This window comes from Sphingomonas hengshuiensis, from assembly GCF_000935025.1.
Lineage (GTDB): Bacteria > Pseudomonadota > Alphaproteobacteria > Sphingomonadales > Sphingomonadaceae > Sphingomonas > Sphingomonas hengshuiensis.
Window position 1 is genome coordinate 928,485 of the sequence record NZ_CP010836.1, and the last position, 15,913, is coordinate 944,397.

General features: G+C 67.0%; 12 protein-coding genes. 9 read left to right on the forward strand and 3 right to left on the reverse strand.

Annotated elements, in window-relative coordinates; genetic code table 11:
* Positions 1-12: 12 nt before the first annotated feature.
* Positions 13-1,233, forward strand: coding sequence for a phosphatidylinositol-specific phospholipase C1-like protein (locus TS85_RS04145; RefSeq protein WP_052507729.1), 1,221 nt, complete (start codon positions 13-15; stop codon positions 1,231-1,233).
* A gap of 78 nt (positions 1,234-1,311) precedes the next feature.
* Here the strand turns inward: TS85_RS04145 and TS85_RS04150 are convergent, their stop codons facing one another.
* Positions 1,312-1,566 (reverse strand): hypothetical protein, encoded by a 255-nt coding sequence (locus TS85_RS04150; RefSeq protein ID WP_044330589.1) that lies wholly within the window; start codon positions 1,564-1,566, stop codon positions 1,312-1,314.
* Positions 1,567-1,866: 300 nt separating this feature from the next.
* On the opposite strand from TS85_RS04150, the gene TS85_RS04155 reads away from it, so the two are divergent.
* The 6 genes from TS85_RS04155 to TS85_RS04180 all read left to right on the forward strand — a co-directional run bounded on the left by TS85_RS04155 (position 1,867) and on the right by TS85_RS04180 (position 12,907).
* Positions 1,867-5,007: a TonB-dependent receptor domain-containing protein gene (locus tag TS85_RS04155; protein WP_044330592.1), complete on the forward strand. Its 3,141-nt coding sequence runs from the start codon at positions 1,867-1,869 to the stop codon at positions 5,005-5,007.
* Between the two features lie 71 nt (positions 5,008-5,078).
* Positions 5,079-6,296: an alpha/beta hydrolase-fold protein gene (locus TS85_RS04160; RefSeq protein WP_227698658.1), complete on the forward strand. Its 1,218-nt coding sequence runs from the start codon at positions 5,079-5,081 to the stop codon at positions 6,294-6,296.
* Between the two features lie 26 nt (positions 6,297-6,322).
* Positions 6,323-7,978, forward strand: coding sequence for a carboxylesterase/lipase family protein (locus tag TS85_RS04165; RefSeq protein WP_044335814.1), 1,656 nt, complete (start codon positions 6,323-6,325; stop codon positions 7,976-7,978).
* A 62-nt stretch (positions 7,979-8,040) separates the two neighbouring features.
* Positions 8,041-10,326: a beta-glucosidase family protein gene (locus TS85_RS04170; protein WP_044330595.1), complete on the forward strand. Its 2,286-nt coding sequence runs from the start codon at positions 8,041-8,043 to the stop codon at positions 10,324-10,326.
* A gap of 192 nt (positions 10,327-10,518) precedes the next feature.
* On the forward strand, positions 10,519-11,589 hold the full coding sequence (locus tag TS85_RS04175; protein WP_044330597.1) for a LacI family DNA-binding transcriptional regulator: 1,071 nt from the start codon (positions 10,519-10,521) through the stop codon (positions 11,587-11,589).
* 139 nt (positions 11,590-11,728) lie between these two features.
* The gene (locus TS85_RS04180) at positions 11,729-12,907 is read left to right on the forward strand and encodes a JmjC domain-containing protein (protein ID WP_044330599.1); all 1,179 of its coding nucleotides are present in this window, start codon (positions 11,729-11,731) and stop codon (positions 12,905-12,907) included.
* Between the two features lie 27 nt (positions 12,908-12,934).
* Here the strand turns inward: TS85_RS04180 and TS85_RS25200 are convergent, their stop codons facing one another.
* Positions 12,935-13,102 carry a hypothetical protein gene (locus tag TS85_RS25200; protein ID WP_155006291.1) on the reverse strand — a complete coding sequence of 56 codons (168 nt, stop codon included), beginning with the start codon at positions 13,100-13,102 and terminating at the stop codon, positions 12,935-12,937.
* Between the two features lie 160 nt (positions 13,103-13,262).
* Here TS85_RS25200 and TS85_RS23975 point away from each other — a divergent pair, with 160 nt between their 5' ends.
* Positions 13,263-14,201 carry a phosphoenolpyruvate carboxykinase (ATP) gene (locus TS85_RS23975; protein ID WP_155006292.1) on the forward strand — a complete coding sequence of 313 codons (939 nt, stop codon included), beginning with the start codon at positions 13,263-13,265 and terminating at the stop codon, positions 14,199-14,201.
* 12 nt (positions 14,202-14,213) lie between these two features.
* Entirely contained in the window at positions 14,214-15,050 is an 837-nt protein-coding gene (locus TS85_RS04190) for a sulfotransferase domain-containing protein (protein WP_052507732.1), read from the forward strand.
* 22 nt (positions 15,051-15,072) lie between these two features.
* Here TS85_RS04190 and TS85_RS04195 read toward each other — a convergent pair whose 3' ends face one another.
* Positions 15,073-15,909 (reverse strand): IclR family transcriptional regulator domain-containing protein, encoded by an 837-nt coding sequence (locus tag TS85_RS04195; RefSeq protein WP_227698659.1) that lies wholly within the window; start codon positions 15,907-15,909, stop codon positions 15,073-15,075.
* Positions 15,910-15,913 lie beyond the last annotated feature (4 nt).

The window sequence follows — 15,913 nt, forward strand, 5'->3', positions numbered from 1 at the left end:
GGAGGCGAGACCATGGCTTTGCACAAGCGCATCCTGTGCGGCCTGGCGCTGGTGGTACTGGCATTTGCCGGCACCGCCACCGCCGGGCGTGACGGCCCCGCGCCGCGCACGCCCGAAGCGGCGGACCTGCCCGGCAGCCTGCCGATCAACCAGATCCAGGTGCTCGGCACGCACAACAGCTATTCGCTGCCGATCGACCCGCAGCTCCGCGCGCTGCTCCGCCCGATCTTTGCCGGCTTCGACAAGATGATCGAGGCAATGCCCGATCCGCAGAAGGCGCTGTTCCGCGAGGAGCACCCCAACGCGATCTCGATCGAAGAGGGGCTGAACTATACGCATGACGCCCTCACCGCCCAGCTCGATCTGGGGCTGCGCAGCCTGGAGCTGGACCTCAACCCCGATCCGCAGGGCGGCCAGTATCTCGATCCCGCCGGCTACCGCGCGCTGCGGGCGCAGGGAAAGGGCGGGCTTCTGCCCATCGATTCCGCCGCGCTCGCCAAGCCGGGGTTCAAGGTCCATCACATCACCGATGCCGACTTTCGCAGCCATTGCCCGCTGTTCACCGACTGTCTGCGCGAGATCCGCGCCTGGTCTGATCGGAACCCCGGCCATGTGCCGCTGTTCATCCTGATCGAGGCCAAGAGCCAGTCGCTGCCGTTGTTCCGCGACTCGAAACCGGCGCTGCCCTTCACGCCCGAACGCTTTGACGAGATCGATCGCGAAATCCTCTCCGTGTTCCCCCGCGAGCGGCTGGTGACGCCCGATGACGTGCGCGGGACGCATCCCACGCTCAATGCTGCGGTACGGGCGGGCGGCTGGCCCACGCTGGCGCAGGCGCGGGGCAAGGTCCTGTTCCTGATGATCACGGCCAATGGTCCGCAGGGGGCGGCGGGCTATCTGGCCGGCCACCCCTCGCTCCAGGGTCGCGTGGCGTTTCTGCGCGCGCAGCCGGGGGAGGATCACGCCGCCTTCCTGATGTATGACAATGCACTGACCCGCACGCGCGAAATTCGCGACGCCGTGGCCCAGGGCTATCTGGTGCGCACGCGCTCCGACATCGAAACCTTTGAGGCAAAGGTGAATGATCACCGTCGCGCGGACGCGGCATTCGCCAGCGGCGCGCAGATCGTCTCGACCGATTTTGAGAAGCCCGGCAACGCGTATGGCACCCCCTATGTCGTCACCTTGCCCGGCGGCGGCGCCGCCCGGCGCAACCCGGTGGCGCGACGGTAAGCGCGCGGTCGACCGAATGGCCCGATTGCGCTCTATGGAGCAGAGCCTGCGCCGAGACAGAGCAGGGTGATGGGCGTTTCAGCTTTTCGACTTTGCCGCCGATGCGCGAGGCGCTGGACCGCCGCCGACCAGCGCACCCTGCGCGGCGCGCAGGCCCAGCAGGCGTTCGGAGCTGTCGGCGGTGAGTTCGCCCCAGGCGAAAGCCGAACGCGTGCCCCGAACCTCGGTCCAGATATGATCCGCGACGCGCAGCAGTTCGTCGACGCTGGGATCGCGTCCCTCGGCGATGCAGGCGATGACCTCGGGCGCGATGGTCGCAGGACAGGGTTTCACGGCTCTCTCCCCTTTCGACCGGAGGTAGGCGCTCCGGTCTCCGATGAAAGGTCCGCCCCGCCGCGAATGCGATGAACTGCGTGCCGAGCGCGCCTCCGCGCGACGAAGCGTTCGCACTGCGCAAGCACGTGCCGGGCTTGGGTCTCGGCCAAGTTTAGCATCTCTCCGACAGGCGATCATCTTCAGACACCGTTGTCTCATTTTCTCTGGACACCGATGTCTGATCCTGCCTAGACATCGGTGTCTCGATGAGCCGGAAACCCGGACGCGAGTCGATAACGGGCAAAAAAGGGGAGGATTATGAGGGATTCCGCACGCGCGATTCGTGTTGGCGCAAGCGTCGCCGCGATCACGATCGCATTGCTGATGGGCGGCCAGGCGATGGCGCAGAGCAACGCTGCCGGTACGGCCGCACAGGATATACAGACGGACGCGCCGCTGCCCGAAACGCAGGAGGCGCCGTCGGAGGGCGATACCGCGGATAACGACGCGATCGTCGTGACCGGCTCCAATATCGCAGGCGTCAAGCAGGTCGGTAGCCAGGCCGTCACCGTCGGGCGCGAAGAGATTCTGGCCAGCGGCAAGAACTCGGTCGCCGATGTGCTGCGCACGCTGCCGCAGGTGCAGAATGTGAGCGGTTCGTTCGATTCGTCCAGCAACGGCGCGAGCGGCAATGCCCAGACCGGGGGCAACACCACCCGCGGCACCGCGATCAACCTGCGCGGCGTGGGGCAGGGCGGCACGCTGACGCTGGTCGACGGCCACCGCATCACCCCTTCGGGCACGGCGAGTGCGTTTACCGAGGCCAATCAGGTGCCGATCGCGGCGGTCGAGCGGATCGAAGTCATCCTCGACGGCGCCTCGGCAGTCTATGGATCGGATGCGATCGCGGGCGTCATCAATTATGTGCTGCGCAAGAACTTCAACGGCGTCGAGCTGAGCGGGCGCTATACCAGTGCCGAGAACGGCAACGACGAATATGCGCTAAGCGGCGTCGGCGGGCTGAGCTGGACCGCGGGGATGGGCGCAGGCAACATCATCGCGACGTTCGAATATTCGCACCGCGATCCGTTTCGGCGCTACAACAACGCCCGCCTGCGCGAAGATCAGCGCGAATATGGCGGCAACGACAATCGGCTGACCACCGGCGGCACCGCCACCGTGCCGCTGAACGGCAACATCGTCGTTCCCACGGTCGATCCCACCAATCCGTTCGGCGCGGCGCCTGTGAACAGCGCGTTCACGCTGGGCGGCACCAACACCTATTACGCGCTGCCGCTGAATCCCACCGGGCGCATCCTGGGCGTGGCCGATCTGCAGGAGGTGCGCAGCGGATCGTGCGCGGGGGCCGCGACGGCGACCTGCGCCAGCTATCCCAATGTCGTCGATCGCGCGCTGTACGAGGATTATCTCAGCCGCCAGACGCGCAAGCAGGCCGCGATCATCCTGAACCAGGATGTCGGCCCGATCAGCTTCTACGACGAATTCTTCTGGGGCCGCACCGATCAGTTCACGCGCACGTACAACGGCAGCAACGGCGTTTCCAACCCGACGCTGACGATCGATCCGACCAGCCAATATTATGCGCCGCTGGCCAGCCTGCCCAATCTGTTCCGGTTCAGCACCACCAACTTCACCTATGGCTATCAGCCGATCACGGTGCAGTACAATCTCGCCAGCCGGCTGCCGGGCGTCGCGATAGGCAACGAGAATTTCGACGAGACGTTCAACAACACGTTCGGCGCGCGCGCCAATCTGTTCGGGGACGTAAAGGGCGAGATCTATTATAATTTCGGCCAGAACCACACTTGTGGCGTCTGCTATCTCGGCAACTTCGTCTCGTTCGAAGCCAATGATCTCGCCGGCCTCGCCGCGACCAGCGCGATCCAGCAGCTCGTCAACCTGCCGTCGAGCAACGCGCTGGCGCTCAACCCGCTCTCCACTGCGCCGCTCACCCAGGCGCAGCTCGATTATGTGCTGGGCAGCAACAAGCAATATTCGCAGAACTGGAGCCACGACGTCGTCGCGAAAATCGACGGCACGCTGATCGACTGGGCGCCCGGGCGGTGGAAGTTCGCAGTCGGCGGCGAATATTATTCGGGTATCCAGAAGCTGCAGAACGGCGCCAACCGTCCGCCCGACCAGGGCAGCGTGACGACCTGGGACGCCAATGCCCGCACCACCCGCAAGCAATATGCGGCGTTCGGCGAGCTGTACATGCCGCTCATCAATGCCGAGATGGGCATTCCGCTGGTCCGCGACTTCACGGTGAGCACGGCTGCACGCTACGATCACTATTCGGACTTTGGCGACACCAAGAACAGCAAGGTCAGCGCAACCTGGGAGCTGGTCGAGGGGCTCAAGCTGCGCGGGTCGTGGGGCACGTCGTTCCGGGCACCGGGGCTGCCCGAGCTGAATTCGGGCGCCTTCTCGTTCGCACTCGGCGGCAACATCGCCGCCGATCCGGCGGTCAACGCGGCGCTGGGCGGCACGCGCCAGCCCAATGGCTCGATCAACGTCATCAATATCATCGGCGGCAATCCGAACCTGAAGGCCGAAACCGGCACCAACTGGCAGTTCGGCGCCGATTTCACCCCAAGCTTTGCGCCGGGGCTGCGGCTGTCGGGCACCTATTACAACCTCAGTTATGCCAACAAGCTGGGCACGGCGGGCGTGCCGTTCACGATCAACGCCTTCGTCCCCGGCGCGCTGGCGAACCTGACCCAGCTCAATCGCTACAGCGCCTATGTGATCCCGCTCAACAATGTCCGGACCGCTTCGGGCTGCACCTCGATCGATCCGAAGGCGCAGCAATATTCGGGTTTTCTCTACACTGCGATCGCCGGGTTCAACCCGCGCGACCTCTGCGCCGCCGATCTCATCATCGACGGCCGCAGCATCAGCGCGGCCAAGACGTTGCAGGAAGGCGTCGACGCCTCGGTCAACTATACCCGGATGACCGATATCGGCACCTTCTCCGCCAATGTCTCGGTCTCGCACATCCTGAAGAATGCCGAGGCGACGGTGGCGGGATCGCCGCTGGTCAGCCGGCTGGATACCGTGGGCGACCCGATCAGTTGGCGCGGACGCAGCAGCCTGACCTATAATCGCGGGGCGTTCACGACCTCGCTGTTCGGCAATTATGTGGGCAGCTATACCAACGACTTGCCGATCACGCTCAGCGGGGCATCCGCGCCGCTGCCGCAATCGCGCGTGCCCTCCTGGACCACGTTCGATCTCAACCTGACCTTTGCCTATCCGCGTGGCGAAGAGCGGTGGAGTTTCATGCGCGGCGTGCGGCTGAGTTTTGCAGTGACCAACGTGTTCGGCAGCGAGCCGCCGATCGTGTTGTCCACGGCGAACGGGAACTCGTCGATCGATCTGTACGCGCACAATGCCTATGGGCGGTCGATGCAATTCTCGTTGACCAAGGCGTTCTGACGGCGGCGCACCAAGGGGAGGGCCCCTTCCCGGTGCGGGGAGGGGCCTGGATGTTCGAAGGAGAGAATGGCGTGAACAGATTCGGGAAAATCGGCGCGATGGCGCTGGCGCTGGCGCTGCCGATGGCGGCGGGCGCGCAGCAGGCGCCGGCGGGGCAGGGGGCGGGGCCGGCGGCATCGTGCCGCGGCCAGGGGTTCTTTGCCGGGCCCGCGCGCTACCAGTCGGTCGAGCAACTGCCCGACGGGCGCGTCACCTTCCGCGTCTGCGCGCCGGACGCGCGCGAAGTGAAGGTCGTCAGCACCGATATCGCCGACGTCATCCCGATGGGCTTCCCTCCCGGATCGCCCGTGGGGCTGGCGATGACGCGCGACGCGACCGGGCTGTGGAGCGCCACCACCGCCGTTCCCGTGGCCGCCGACACCTATCGCTTCAATTTCCAGGTCGATGGCGCGCGCGTGCCCAATCCGATGGGGACGACCTGGTCCGAGGAGCGCGTCGGGATCAACTCCACTTTCGAGACGACCGGCCCGGAGGGCGCGTTCCAGACCTATCGCAAGGACGTGCCCCATGGCGCCGTCAGCACAGTCGAATATTGGTCGGAGACGCTGGGCGCCAAGCGCCGCGCGCATGTCTATACGCCGCCGGGCTATATGAACGGCACCACCCGATATCCGGTGCTCTATCTCGTCCACGGCGCCGGCGACAGCGACGACAGCTGGACCAGCGTCGGCCATGCCCACTACATCCTCGACAACCTGATCGCCGCGGGCAAGGCGAAGCCGATGATCGTGGTCATGCCGTTCGGGCATACGCCGGACCGGCCCGGCGCGGACATGCTGAACAACAATGATTTCGGCAACGACCTGCTCAAGGACCTGATGCCGACGATCGAAAAGGACTTCCGCACGATCAATGCCCCCGCTTCGCGCGCGATGGCGGGGCTGTCGATGGGCGGGGCGCACACGATCCGCAACGGGCTGACCCATTCGGATCTGTTCCGCTATATCGGCATCTTCTCGATGGGGCTGGGCTTTGGCCAGGATGCCGAGAAGCAGCTTGCCGAGTATCAGGCCGCCAACGATGCGGCGCTGAAGCGCGGCGCGAAAGAATTCCGGCTCGTCTATTACGCGATGGGCAAGGACGATTTCCTCCACGCGACCGTCGCGCCCACGCGCGGCATCCTGAACAAATACGGGATCGCGCATGTCTATAACGAGAGCGCGGGCGGCCACACCTGGATCAACTGGCGCCGCTATCTCGCCGATTTCGCGCCGCGCCTGTTCCAATGATCCTCGCACCCCAAGGGACCATCCCGATGACACGCATGCCCATCGTCCTTGCCGCCACCGCGCTTGCGCTGCTCGCGCCGGTCGCCGCGGCGCAGGAGGTGAAGACCGACACCGGATCGCTCGCCGGCACCACCGAGCAGGGCGTGGCAAGCTGGAAAGGCATTCCCTTTGCGGCGGCGCCGATCGGCCCGCTGCGCTGGCGCGCGCCGCAGCCTGCCGCGAAGTGGAGCGGCGTTCGCGCCGCGCGGGATTATGGCAATGATTGCATGCAGGTGCCGTTCCCCAGCGATGCCGCGCCGCTGGGCACGCCGCCTGCCGAGGATTGCCTCTACGCCAATGTCTGGAAGCCCACAGGCGCCACGGGCAAGCTTCCGGTGATCTTCTGGATCTATGGCGGCGGCTTCGTCAACGGCGGCGCCTCGCCCCCCACTTATTCGGGCGCGGAGATGGCCAAAAAGGGCGTGGTCTTCGTCAGCGCGAATTACCGGGTGGGCCGTTTCGGCACCTTCGCGCACCCCCAATTGACGCGCGAGGACCCCGACAAGGGGCTGCTCGGCAATTACGGCTTCCTCGATCAGATCGCGGCGCTGCACTGGGTACAGCGCAACATCGCGGCGTTCGGCGGCGATCCCGACAATGTGACGATCATCGGCGAAAGCGCGGGCGGCATGTCGGTCCACACGCTGGTCACCTCGCCGCTCGCCAAGGGGCTGTTCCACCGCGCGGTCGCGATGTCGGGCGGCAATGCCGACACCTCGACGAGCGCGAAGCTGGCGGATGTCGAGCGCATCTATCTCGACTTCGCCGCGTCGAAGGGCATCGCCGCGGACGATCCGCAGGCGCTGGCGAAGCTGCGCGCGCTGTCTGCCGAGGACGTGACCGACGGGCTGAGCATGATGCAGATGTTCCAGCCAAAGCCCGGCCCCAAGACGTTCAGCGGCCCCTTTGTCGATGGCCGGATCGAAGTCGATCAGGGCACCGCCTATGGCTCGGGAGCGTTTGCGCGCGTGCCGATGCTGATCGGAGCGACCAGCGCCGACATGGGCGGCAAGTCGGGCTTCATGATCGCGGGCGCGCGCAGCGCCTCGGCCAGGATCGCGCAACAGGGGGTGCCGGTGTGGCACTATCGCTTCTCCTATGTCGCGGATTCGGTCGGTCAGCCGGGCGCACAGCACGCGACCGACATCCCGTTCTTCTTCGACACGCAGGTCGCGAAATATGGCGACAAGACCAGCGCGCGCGACAACCAGGTCGGCAAGACGGTCAGCGCCTATATCGTCAACTTCGCAAGGACCGGCGATCCCAACGGCGCCGGGCTGCACGCATGGCCGCGTTATGATCCCGCCGCCGACGTGCTGATGGACTTCAGCGCACAGGGCACGCCGGTCGTCGGCAGGGACCCCTGGGGTGCGGAGATCGACGAGGGGCAGAAGCGCCTCGCCGCCGCCACCGCATCGGGCCGCTACAACAGCCTGACGACGCCGCTGGGCACGATGCTCGACGATCCGGCGGCGAAGGCGGTGCTCCAGCGGCATATCCCGCAGGTGATCGCGAGCGAACGGATCGCGATGGCGCGCGGCGTCACGCTCACGGCGCTTCAGTCCTACATGCCCCAGCTGCTGACCGACGCCTTGCTCAAGACGATCGACGGCGATCTGGCGAGCGTGCCCGTAAAGCCCTGAATCCCGCGAAGACCCCTCCTGGGCTGGGCTCGCGCCCGGCTCCCTTTTCTCTCGGAGTAGCTATGAAATCCCTCTCCCTCGTGACTGCCCTTTTGCTCGCTGGCGGGTCGGTGCTCGTCGCGCCCGCGCTGATCGCGCAGGAGCGCCCGGCGCCCGTTTCGGAAAAGCCCTGGGCGGACAAGACCCTGACGCCCGATCGCCGCGCCGAGCTGTTGCTGGCGGCGATGACGTTGGAGGAGAAGGTGGCGCTGCTCCACGGCCCGATGGCGATCCCGTTCGGGCCCCAGCGTCCGATGCCGAAGGGCGCGGTGGGATCGGCCGGCTATATTGCGGGCAACGAGCGACTGGGCATCCCCGCGCTGCAGGAAAGCGATGCCAGCCTGGGCGTGACCAATCCCGGGCTGGTGCGCGGCGCGGCGGACATGTCGACGGCGCTGCCCGCCAGCCTGTTGCTGGCCGCGACCTTCGATCCGGAGATCGCCCGCGCGGGCGGGGTGCTCGTCGGCACCGAGGCGCGCGCCAAGGGGATGAACGTCCAGCTTGCGGGCGGCGCCAATCTGCTGCGCGATCCGCGCGGCGGGCGCAATTTCGAGTATGCCGGCGAAGACCCGTTGCTCGCGGGCACGATCGCAGGCGCGGCGATCCGCGGCATTCAGTCGACCGGCATGGTCTCGACGATGAAGCATTTCTCGATCAACGGTCAGGAGCATAAGCGCATGACCGCGGATTCGGTGATCGGCGAGGCCAATCATCGCGAAAGCGACCTGCTCGCCTTCCAGATCGCGCTGGAGGCGGGCGATCCCGGATCGGTGATGTGCGCGTACAACCTCGTCAACGGCGTCTATGCCTGCGAGAACGACCCGCTGCTCAACCGCACGCTGAAGCGCGACTGGGGCTATAAGGGCTGGGTGATGTCCGATTGGGGCGCCGTGCATTCGCTGGGCGCGCTCACCGCGGGGCTCGACCAGCAATCGGGCGAGCAGCTCGACAAGCAGGTGTTCTTCGACAAGCCGCTGAAAGACGCCGTCGCCGCCGGGTCGATCCCCGAGGCGCGCGTCACCGATGCCGCCCGGCGCATCCTGCGCGCGATGTTCGCCAACGGCCTGTTCGACACGCCCCCCGCAAAGGCCGAAATCGATTTCCCCGCGCACGCCCGGATCGTCCAGAACCAGGCGGAGCAGGGCATCGTGCTGCTCAAGAACGACAGCGGCGTGCTGCCGCTGGCGCGCGGCGCGAAGAAAATCGCGGTGATCGGCCAGCATGTCGAGGCAGGCGTGCCCTCGGGCAGCGGATCGTCGCAAGTCACCAACCCGTGGCGCGCGAGCCCGATGACGCAGGTGCGCAGCGTCCCGATCGGGGGCGAGGGGATGATGGCGTCGTGGTCCAACGTCGTCTTCCACCCCTCATCGCCGCTCGCCGCGATCCGTGCGCGGTTCCGCAGCCCGGGGGCAGCGGACGCTTCACCGTTCGCGGGGCCCGCGCCGTCGCCGGTGGTGTTCAACAACGGCATCTATCCTGAATCCGCCGCCGCCGATGCCAAGGGCGCCGATGTTGCGATCGTGTTCGTCTATCAACCCTCGGGCGAGGGCGATGACGTGCCGAACCTCACGCTGCCCTTCGGCCAGGACGCGCTGGTCGAGGCAGTGGCCGCGGCCAATCCCAACACCATCGTCGTGCTCCAGACCGGCAATGCCGTGGCGTTGCCCTGGGCGGACAAGGTGAAGGGGATCGTCCAGGCCTGGTATTCGGGCGGCATGGGCGGCGAGGCGATCGCGCGGGTGTTGTTCGGCGAAGTCAATCCGTCGGGCAGGCTGCCGCTGACCTGGCCCGTCGACGAAAGCCAGCTGCCGCGCCCGGCCATCCCCGGCTGGGGCGAGCCCGCCGATGCCCGGGTGCAGGTGAACTACGATATCGAGGGTTCGGACATCGGCTATCGCTGGTTCGCGCGCGAGAACAAGGTGCCGCGCTATTGGTTCGGCCATGGGCTGAGCTACACCAGCTTCGCCCGATCGGGCCTGACGCTGAAGGGCGGCCAGACGGTGACCGCCAGCGTCGACGTCGCCAATACCGGCAAGGTCGCGGGCAGCGACGTGGTCCAGCTCTATCTGGTCGAAAAGCCCGGCGGTCCGGCGCGCCGGCTGCTGGGCTATCAGAAGGTCGCGTTGCAGCCCGGCGAGACCAAGCGGGTGACATTGAACGTCGATCCGCGGCTCCTCGCCGAATATGACGAGAAGGCGCATGGCTGGCGCATCGATGCGGGCGAGTATCGGATCGGCGTCGGCGCGGATGCCGGCGCGGTCGAGGGCGTGACCGCAGTGCGGCTCGCCGCGCGGCGCATCAAGCCCTGATCGCGGGGCGGGGGCGGGGGCGCTGCGGCACCCGATTGCCCCCGCCGCCGGGTCCCGGCGTCGCGGGACGATCGGGAAAGAGTTTGACGCAATAATAGGGTGGCTGCGCCGATTGCGTCGCGGTAGTTTGTTGCGCATGTGGTAGCGTTACCAATGGCGGTAGCTGCATGCGCAACAGGGTGACGGACGTCCATGACGAAGCGCGGCGGGTCGCTTACCATCTACGATATTGCCCGATCCGCGAATGTCTCTCCAAAGACGGTGTCGCGGGTCATTAATCGCAATCCGCAGGTCGGTGCGGAACTGCGCGCTCGAGTCGACAAGGCGATTGCCGAGCTGGGCTATGAGCCCAATCACGCCGCACGCACGCTGAAGGGGCCGCGCGGCTATACGCTGGCGATGCTGGCCGACCCCGCTCTGATCGCGCTGCCGCTCGACGACGAATGGTTCCTGATCCCCTATATCGGCACGCTGGAGGCAGTGGCGCTGCGGACGGCGCAGCAATATGGCTATCGCTTCCTCGCCGAGGGCATCCATCGCGATGCCGAGGGGATTGCGGCGGACATCGCGCGGCTCCAGCGGCGCCAGATCGACGGTGTCGTCGTGCTCCCGCCGCATTGCGACGATCCGCTGCTGCTCGACGCGCTCGCGGCGGCGCAGCTGCCATTCGTGCGCATGGCACCGGGCACCGATTTCGATCGCGGCGCGACGATCTCGATCGACGAGCGCAGCGCGGCACGCGAGGCGACCGAGCATCTGATCGGGCTGGGGCACCGCCGCATCGCGATGATCGCGGGCCCCGAAGCGCATGCGGCGGCGGCGCAGCGGATCGACGGCTTTCGCGATGCGATGGCGACGCTGCCCGATGGCTGGACCCCGCCTGTCGCGCGCGGGAATTTCATACCCGAATCGGCCTATCGCATCGCGACCGAATGGCTGCAGGGCGCCGAGCGGCCCAGCGCGATCTTCGCCGCCAACGACGGCATGGCGGCGGGGGTGATCGCCGCGGCGATCGACCTCGGGCTGCGCCTGCCGCGCGACTTGTCGGTGGTGGGGTTCGACGATGTCGACGGCGCCAAGTTCACCTGGCCGCCGCTCACCACCGTTCGCCAGCCCTTTGGGATGATGGCGCGGCATTCGATCGAATTGCTGACCGGGCTGGTCGACGGCACTGTGGGGGCCGACGCCCACATCCAGCTCTCCTGCCGGCTCGTCATCCGCCGTTCGACCGCCGCGCCGGGGGGCGAGCCGCCGGTCGGCTGAGCCGGGCGGGCAGCGGCTATGGTTTCTACTGGACCGCAGGCTCCAAGGGGCGCGGTCATGATCGCCGGGATTACGCATTTGCGGGCGGGGTTGTAGGAAGGACCCGACCTCGCGTCGCGGATCGCTGTCAGGACATGCCATGATCACGTCATTTGCGGACTTGCTCCACCCCCATGATCCCGCCGCGCTGCGCGCCGCCGCCGCGAGCGGAACGCGGTTGCTGCTCCGCACCGATCGCGCCCGTCAGTTTGCCGGGCTCATGCCGTGGGAGCGTTTCAACGACCTCGTCACGGCGGACAGGGTGCTCGCCGGGGACATCGAATTCGCGCGCAACAACGCCATCCTCCCTGCCGAAATGACCATCCTGCGCCCCAAGCGGCAAAAGCCGCCGACGCGGATGCGGGCGGCGGCGCTGCATCACTATGCGCAACAGGGCGTGAGCACGGTGATCAACGGTGTCGAGCGGTTCGACTCCGAGACCCGGAGACTGAATGCGATTTTCGAGCGGGCCTTTCGCGCGCCGGTCAAGACCAACCTCTATGCCAGCTTCGGTCGGGACAGCGCGTTCAAGCCGCATTGGGATGGCCACAATGTGCTGGTCCTGCATCTCCATGGCCGCAAGCACTGGCGTAGTTGGGGGCAGCCATGGCGCGCGCCGCTGTCGCATGCGACGTGCAAGGTGCCGGACGTGCTGGGCGAGCCCGAATGGGAAGCCGTGCTGGAGCCCGGGGACATCCTCTATCTGCCGCGCGGCGAGGTCCATGCCGCGGCGCTCGCGCCCGGCGAGGACGCGATGCACCTGACGATCGGGATCGCGACGCCCGGTTTCGAAGCGCTTACGGCGGCGCTGGCGGAGGCGTGCCAGGCGGAGGAGATCGGGCGCCAGGACCTGCCGATCCTGGCCGACGCCGCGCAGAAACAGGCGTGGCTGACCGCCGCCAAGCAGCTGTTGCATCGCGCCGTCGACGCGTTGGACCTCGATGCCGTGCTCACGCTGCTGGATCAGCGCGTGGAACCGCTACAGGCCGGGTTCCTGGGTGTCGACCGGCGCGTCCATCCCGATACGCGCGTGGTTCCGACGCTGCGCCGCCCGCTGGGGCAGGCGGGGGCGCACGGCGAACCCGGCCGCACCGTCCAGGCGGGGACGCAGAGCTGGACGCTGGAAGGCATCGAATGCCATATTCTGGCGCTGGTGATGGCGGACGCCGGCCACACGGTCGCGAGCCTATCCGCCGCGCTGCCCGAGATCGACGCGACAAGCGTCAGAGACGGCGTGATCACATTGGCCCGCAAAGGGCTGGTTACTGTCCGAAATTAAGTCCCGGACGAAGCCAAAGGAATGCGATCAGGAGCCCGTCTTCATGACGGGAGTGCCCTCCATCCCCGAGTTTCCGCCGCCATGGGTGACCGCGGAAATATCTGCATCCTCGATCACCGGAGGATGCCACGGCTTGCGCAGGTTGCCGCCAGTAAGCTCTGGGGCGGAAGCGCTTGGTAAATCACCGCTCATCATTTGAAATTCCCGGCTCAGCTATGGCACTATGTAGATAAGGATAAGCCTAACCCGGCCGTTTGGCAATACAAGTGCATCGTGTCTGTCGCCCGATTTGACGCGGACTCGCCCGCTTGGACAAAATGCTTGTGTTTCCCACGTGCTGCTTTCAAATCGCGCCATGTCCGCGCGTCCCTCGTCGCCTTACCGTTATCGCTTGTCCGGGCTGTCGGTGGCGTCCGAATTCGCGCTCCCGATGCGGTTGGCGGACGATCCGGCAAAGGCCGCGCCGCCCGACGTCACCATCCATCTCGGCGAGGTCGCGGAGAGCCTTGCGACCCCCGCGCACCGCGGGGCCAATTGGACCGCCGACGACCGCAGCTTCCTGCTCAACCTGCCCCAGATCGGCCGCTTCCTCGCCGAAGACGGTCGCAAGATCACGGTGTGCCCGGCGCCGGAGACTCCGCTCGACGATATTCTCGTGTTCGTCACGGGCACGGCCTTTGCGGCGATCCTCTATCAGCGGGGCGCGATGCTGCTCCACGGCTCCGCGGTCGTCCGGGAAGGCCGCGCCTTCGTGTTCTGCGGCGCAAGCGGTGCCGGAAAGTCGACGCTTGCCGGCGCGCTGGTGCGCGACGGCGCGACCTTGCTGGCCGATGACGTCTGCGCGATCGAGCAGCCTCCGCACGGCGGGCCGCTGGTGCACGCGGACGGGCGCGCGCTGCGCCTCTATCCCGACAGCATCGCGACGATCGGGCTGGGCGACGGCGTCGGCGCGCGCGTGCGGCGCCGGATCGAGAAATTTCATGTGAGGGTGGGGGACGCATCGGACGCGCCCGTCGCCGCGCCGCTGGCCGCAATCTACATGCTCGCCCACGCCAATGCCGCCGCCCCCGCCGGCATCACGCCGTTTCCCTTGCTGGACGCGGCGCAGGCGCTGCTCCACCAGACCTATCGCCGGCGGCTGGCACTCGCCTATTCGGACCGGGCGCAGCCGGCCAGACGGGCGGCGGCGCTGCTCGGCCATGTCCCCGTGTTTCGCCTGCACCGCGCCTTTGAGTTCGGTCGCCTCGACGAAGGCGTGGCGATGCTCAACGCGCACTGGGCCGGGTTGCGCTGAGGAGGCGGGGCGGTGACCGACATCCCTCCCGGGCTCGTCTGGCTCGCCTCCTATCCGAAATCGGGCAATACCTGGATGCGCGTCCTGCTCGCGAACCTCCTGTCCGGCGCCGACCGCCCCGCCGACATCAACAACCTGTCCGAGCCCGAGACGCTCGTGAGCCGGTGGCGCTTCGCCGACGATATGCTGGTCGATCCGGACATGCTCGACCGCGACGAGTTGGACGCATTGCGCCCGCTGCACTGCGATTTCGTGGCGCAGGACCGGCGCCAGGCGTTTTTCTGCAAGACGCATGATCGCTTCTGGCGGCACGCGGGCGAGCCCACGCTCGGCACCGCGGCTCGGCGCGCGCTGTACATCGTCCGCGATCCCCGCGACGTCGCGGTATCGCTCAGCCACCATGCCAGCCTCTCGATCGACGCGGCAATCGCGCAGATGATCGATCCCCGGGCGCATTCGGCGGGCTCGCTTCTGCTGCCCTATGTCGTCGGCGACTGGGGGGCGCACGTCGCCGGATGGTCTTTGCAGCGCGTGGTCCCGACGAAGGTCGTGCGGTACGAGGCGATGCACGGCGATACGCCCGCTACGCTGCGCGGCATCATCGACTTTCTGGGCGGGCACGCCAGCGACGCCGATATTCGCCGCGCGGTCGACCATTCCCGGTTCGAAGAACTTCAGCGCCAGGAAGCCCGCAAGGGGTTCCGCGAAAGCCGCCCGGGGCAGGCGCGCTTCTTTCGCTCGGGCCGCGTCGGCGGCTGGCGCGACGTGCTGACCCGCGCCCAGGCCGGCGTGCTCGAACGGCATTTCGCCGCGGTAATGGCAGATCACGGCTATCGGATCGACGCGTGACTCGGCCTGCGAGGGGCCTTGGTCAGCCGAGAAAGCCCTGGTTGATCCGGCTCGCCGCCTTCAGCAATTCGGGGACGAGCTGCTGCTCCATGTCCTTCACGGTGAAGCGCACCGACGGGCAACAGGCATTCAGCGCGGCGATCACGCGCTGCCGCGCGTCGCGGATCGGCACCGATAGCGATCGCACGCCCAGCTCCAGTTCCTCGTCGACCAGCGAATAGCCGCAGCGCCGCGTCTCCAGGATCGCCTCGCGCAATTTCGCCTTCGACGTCACCGTGCGGGCCGTGTGATGCGTGAGGTCGACTCGGTCGAGATAGCGCTCCAGCGCCTCGTCGCTCTCCCCCGCGAGCAGCACCCGCCCGGTCGATGCCGCATAAGCGGGCAGGCGATTGCCGATATTGATGCTGACCGCCATCACGCGATCGGGAGTCGACCGCGCCAGATAGGTGACGTCGTCGCCGGTCAGCACCGCGGTGAAGATCGATTCCTGCGTGCGCTGGGTCAGCTCGTTCATGATCGGCTGGACCACGTCGAGGATTCCGACCGACGACAGCGCCGAATAGCCGAGCTGGAGGACCTTGGGCCGCAGCGAGAAGAGCCGGTCGTTCTTCTCGGCATAGCCCTCGCGGACCAGCGTCAGCAGCAGCCGCCGGGTCGTCGCGCGCGACATGTTCACCGACTTGGCGACTTCGCTCAGCGTCATGCGCGGCGTGAAGCGGGTGAAGGCGCAGATCACGTCGAGACCCCGGGCCAGCGACGCCACGTAATCGCGGTCGCTGTCGTCCGGTTCGTGCCCGTCGCTTTCGACCCCATCGCGTTCAATAGGCGCCAGATCTTCCAGAATGTCGGAATCGTCCACTTTT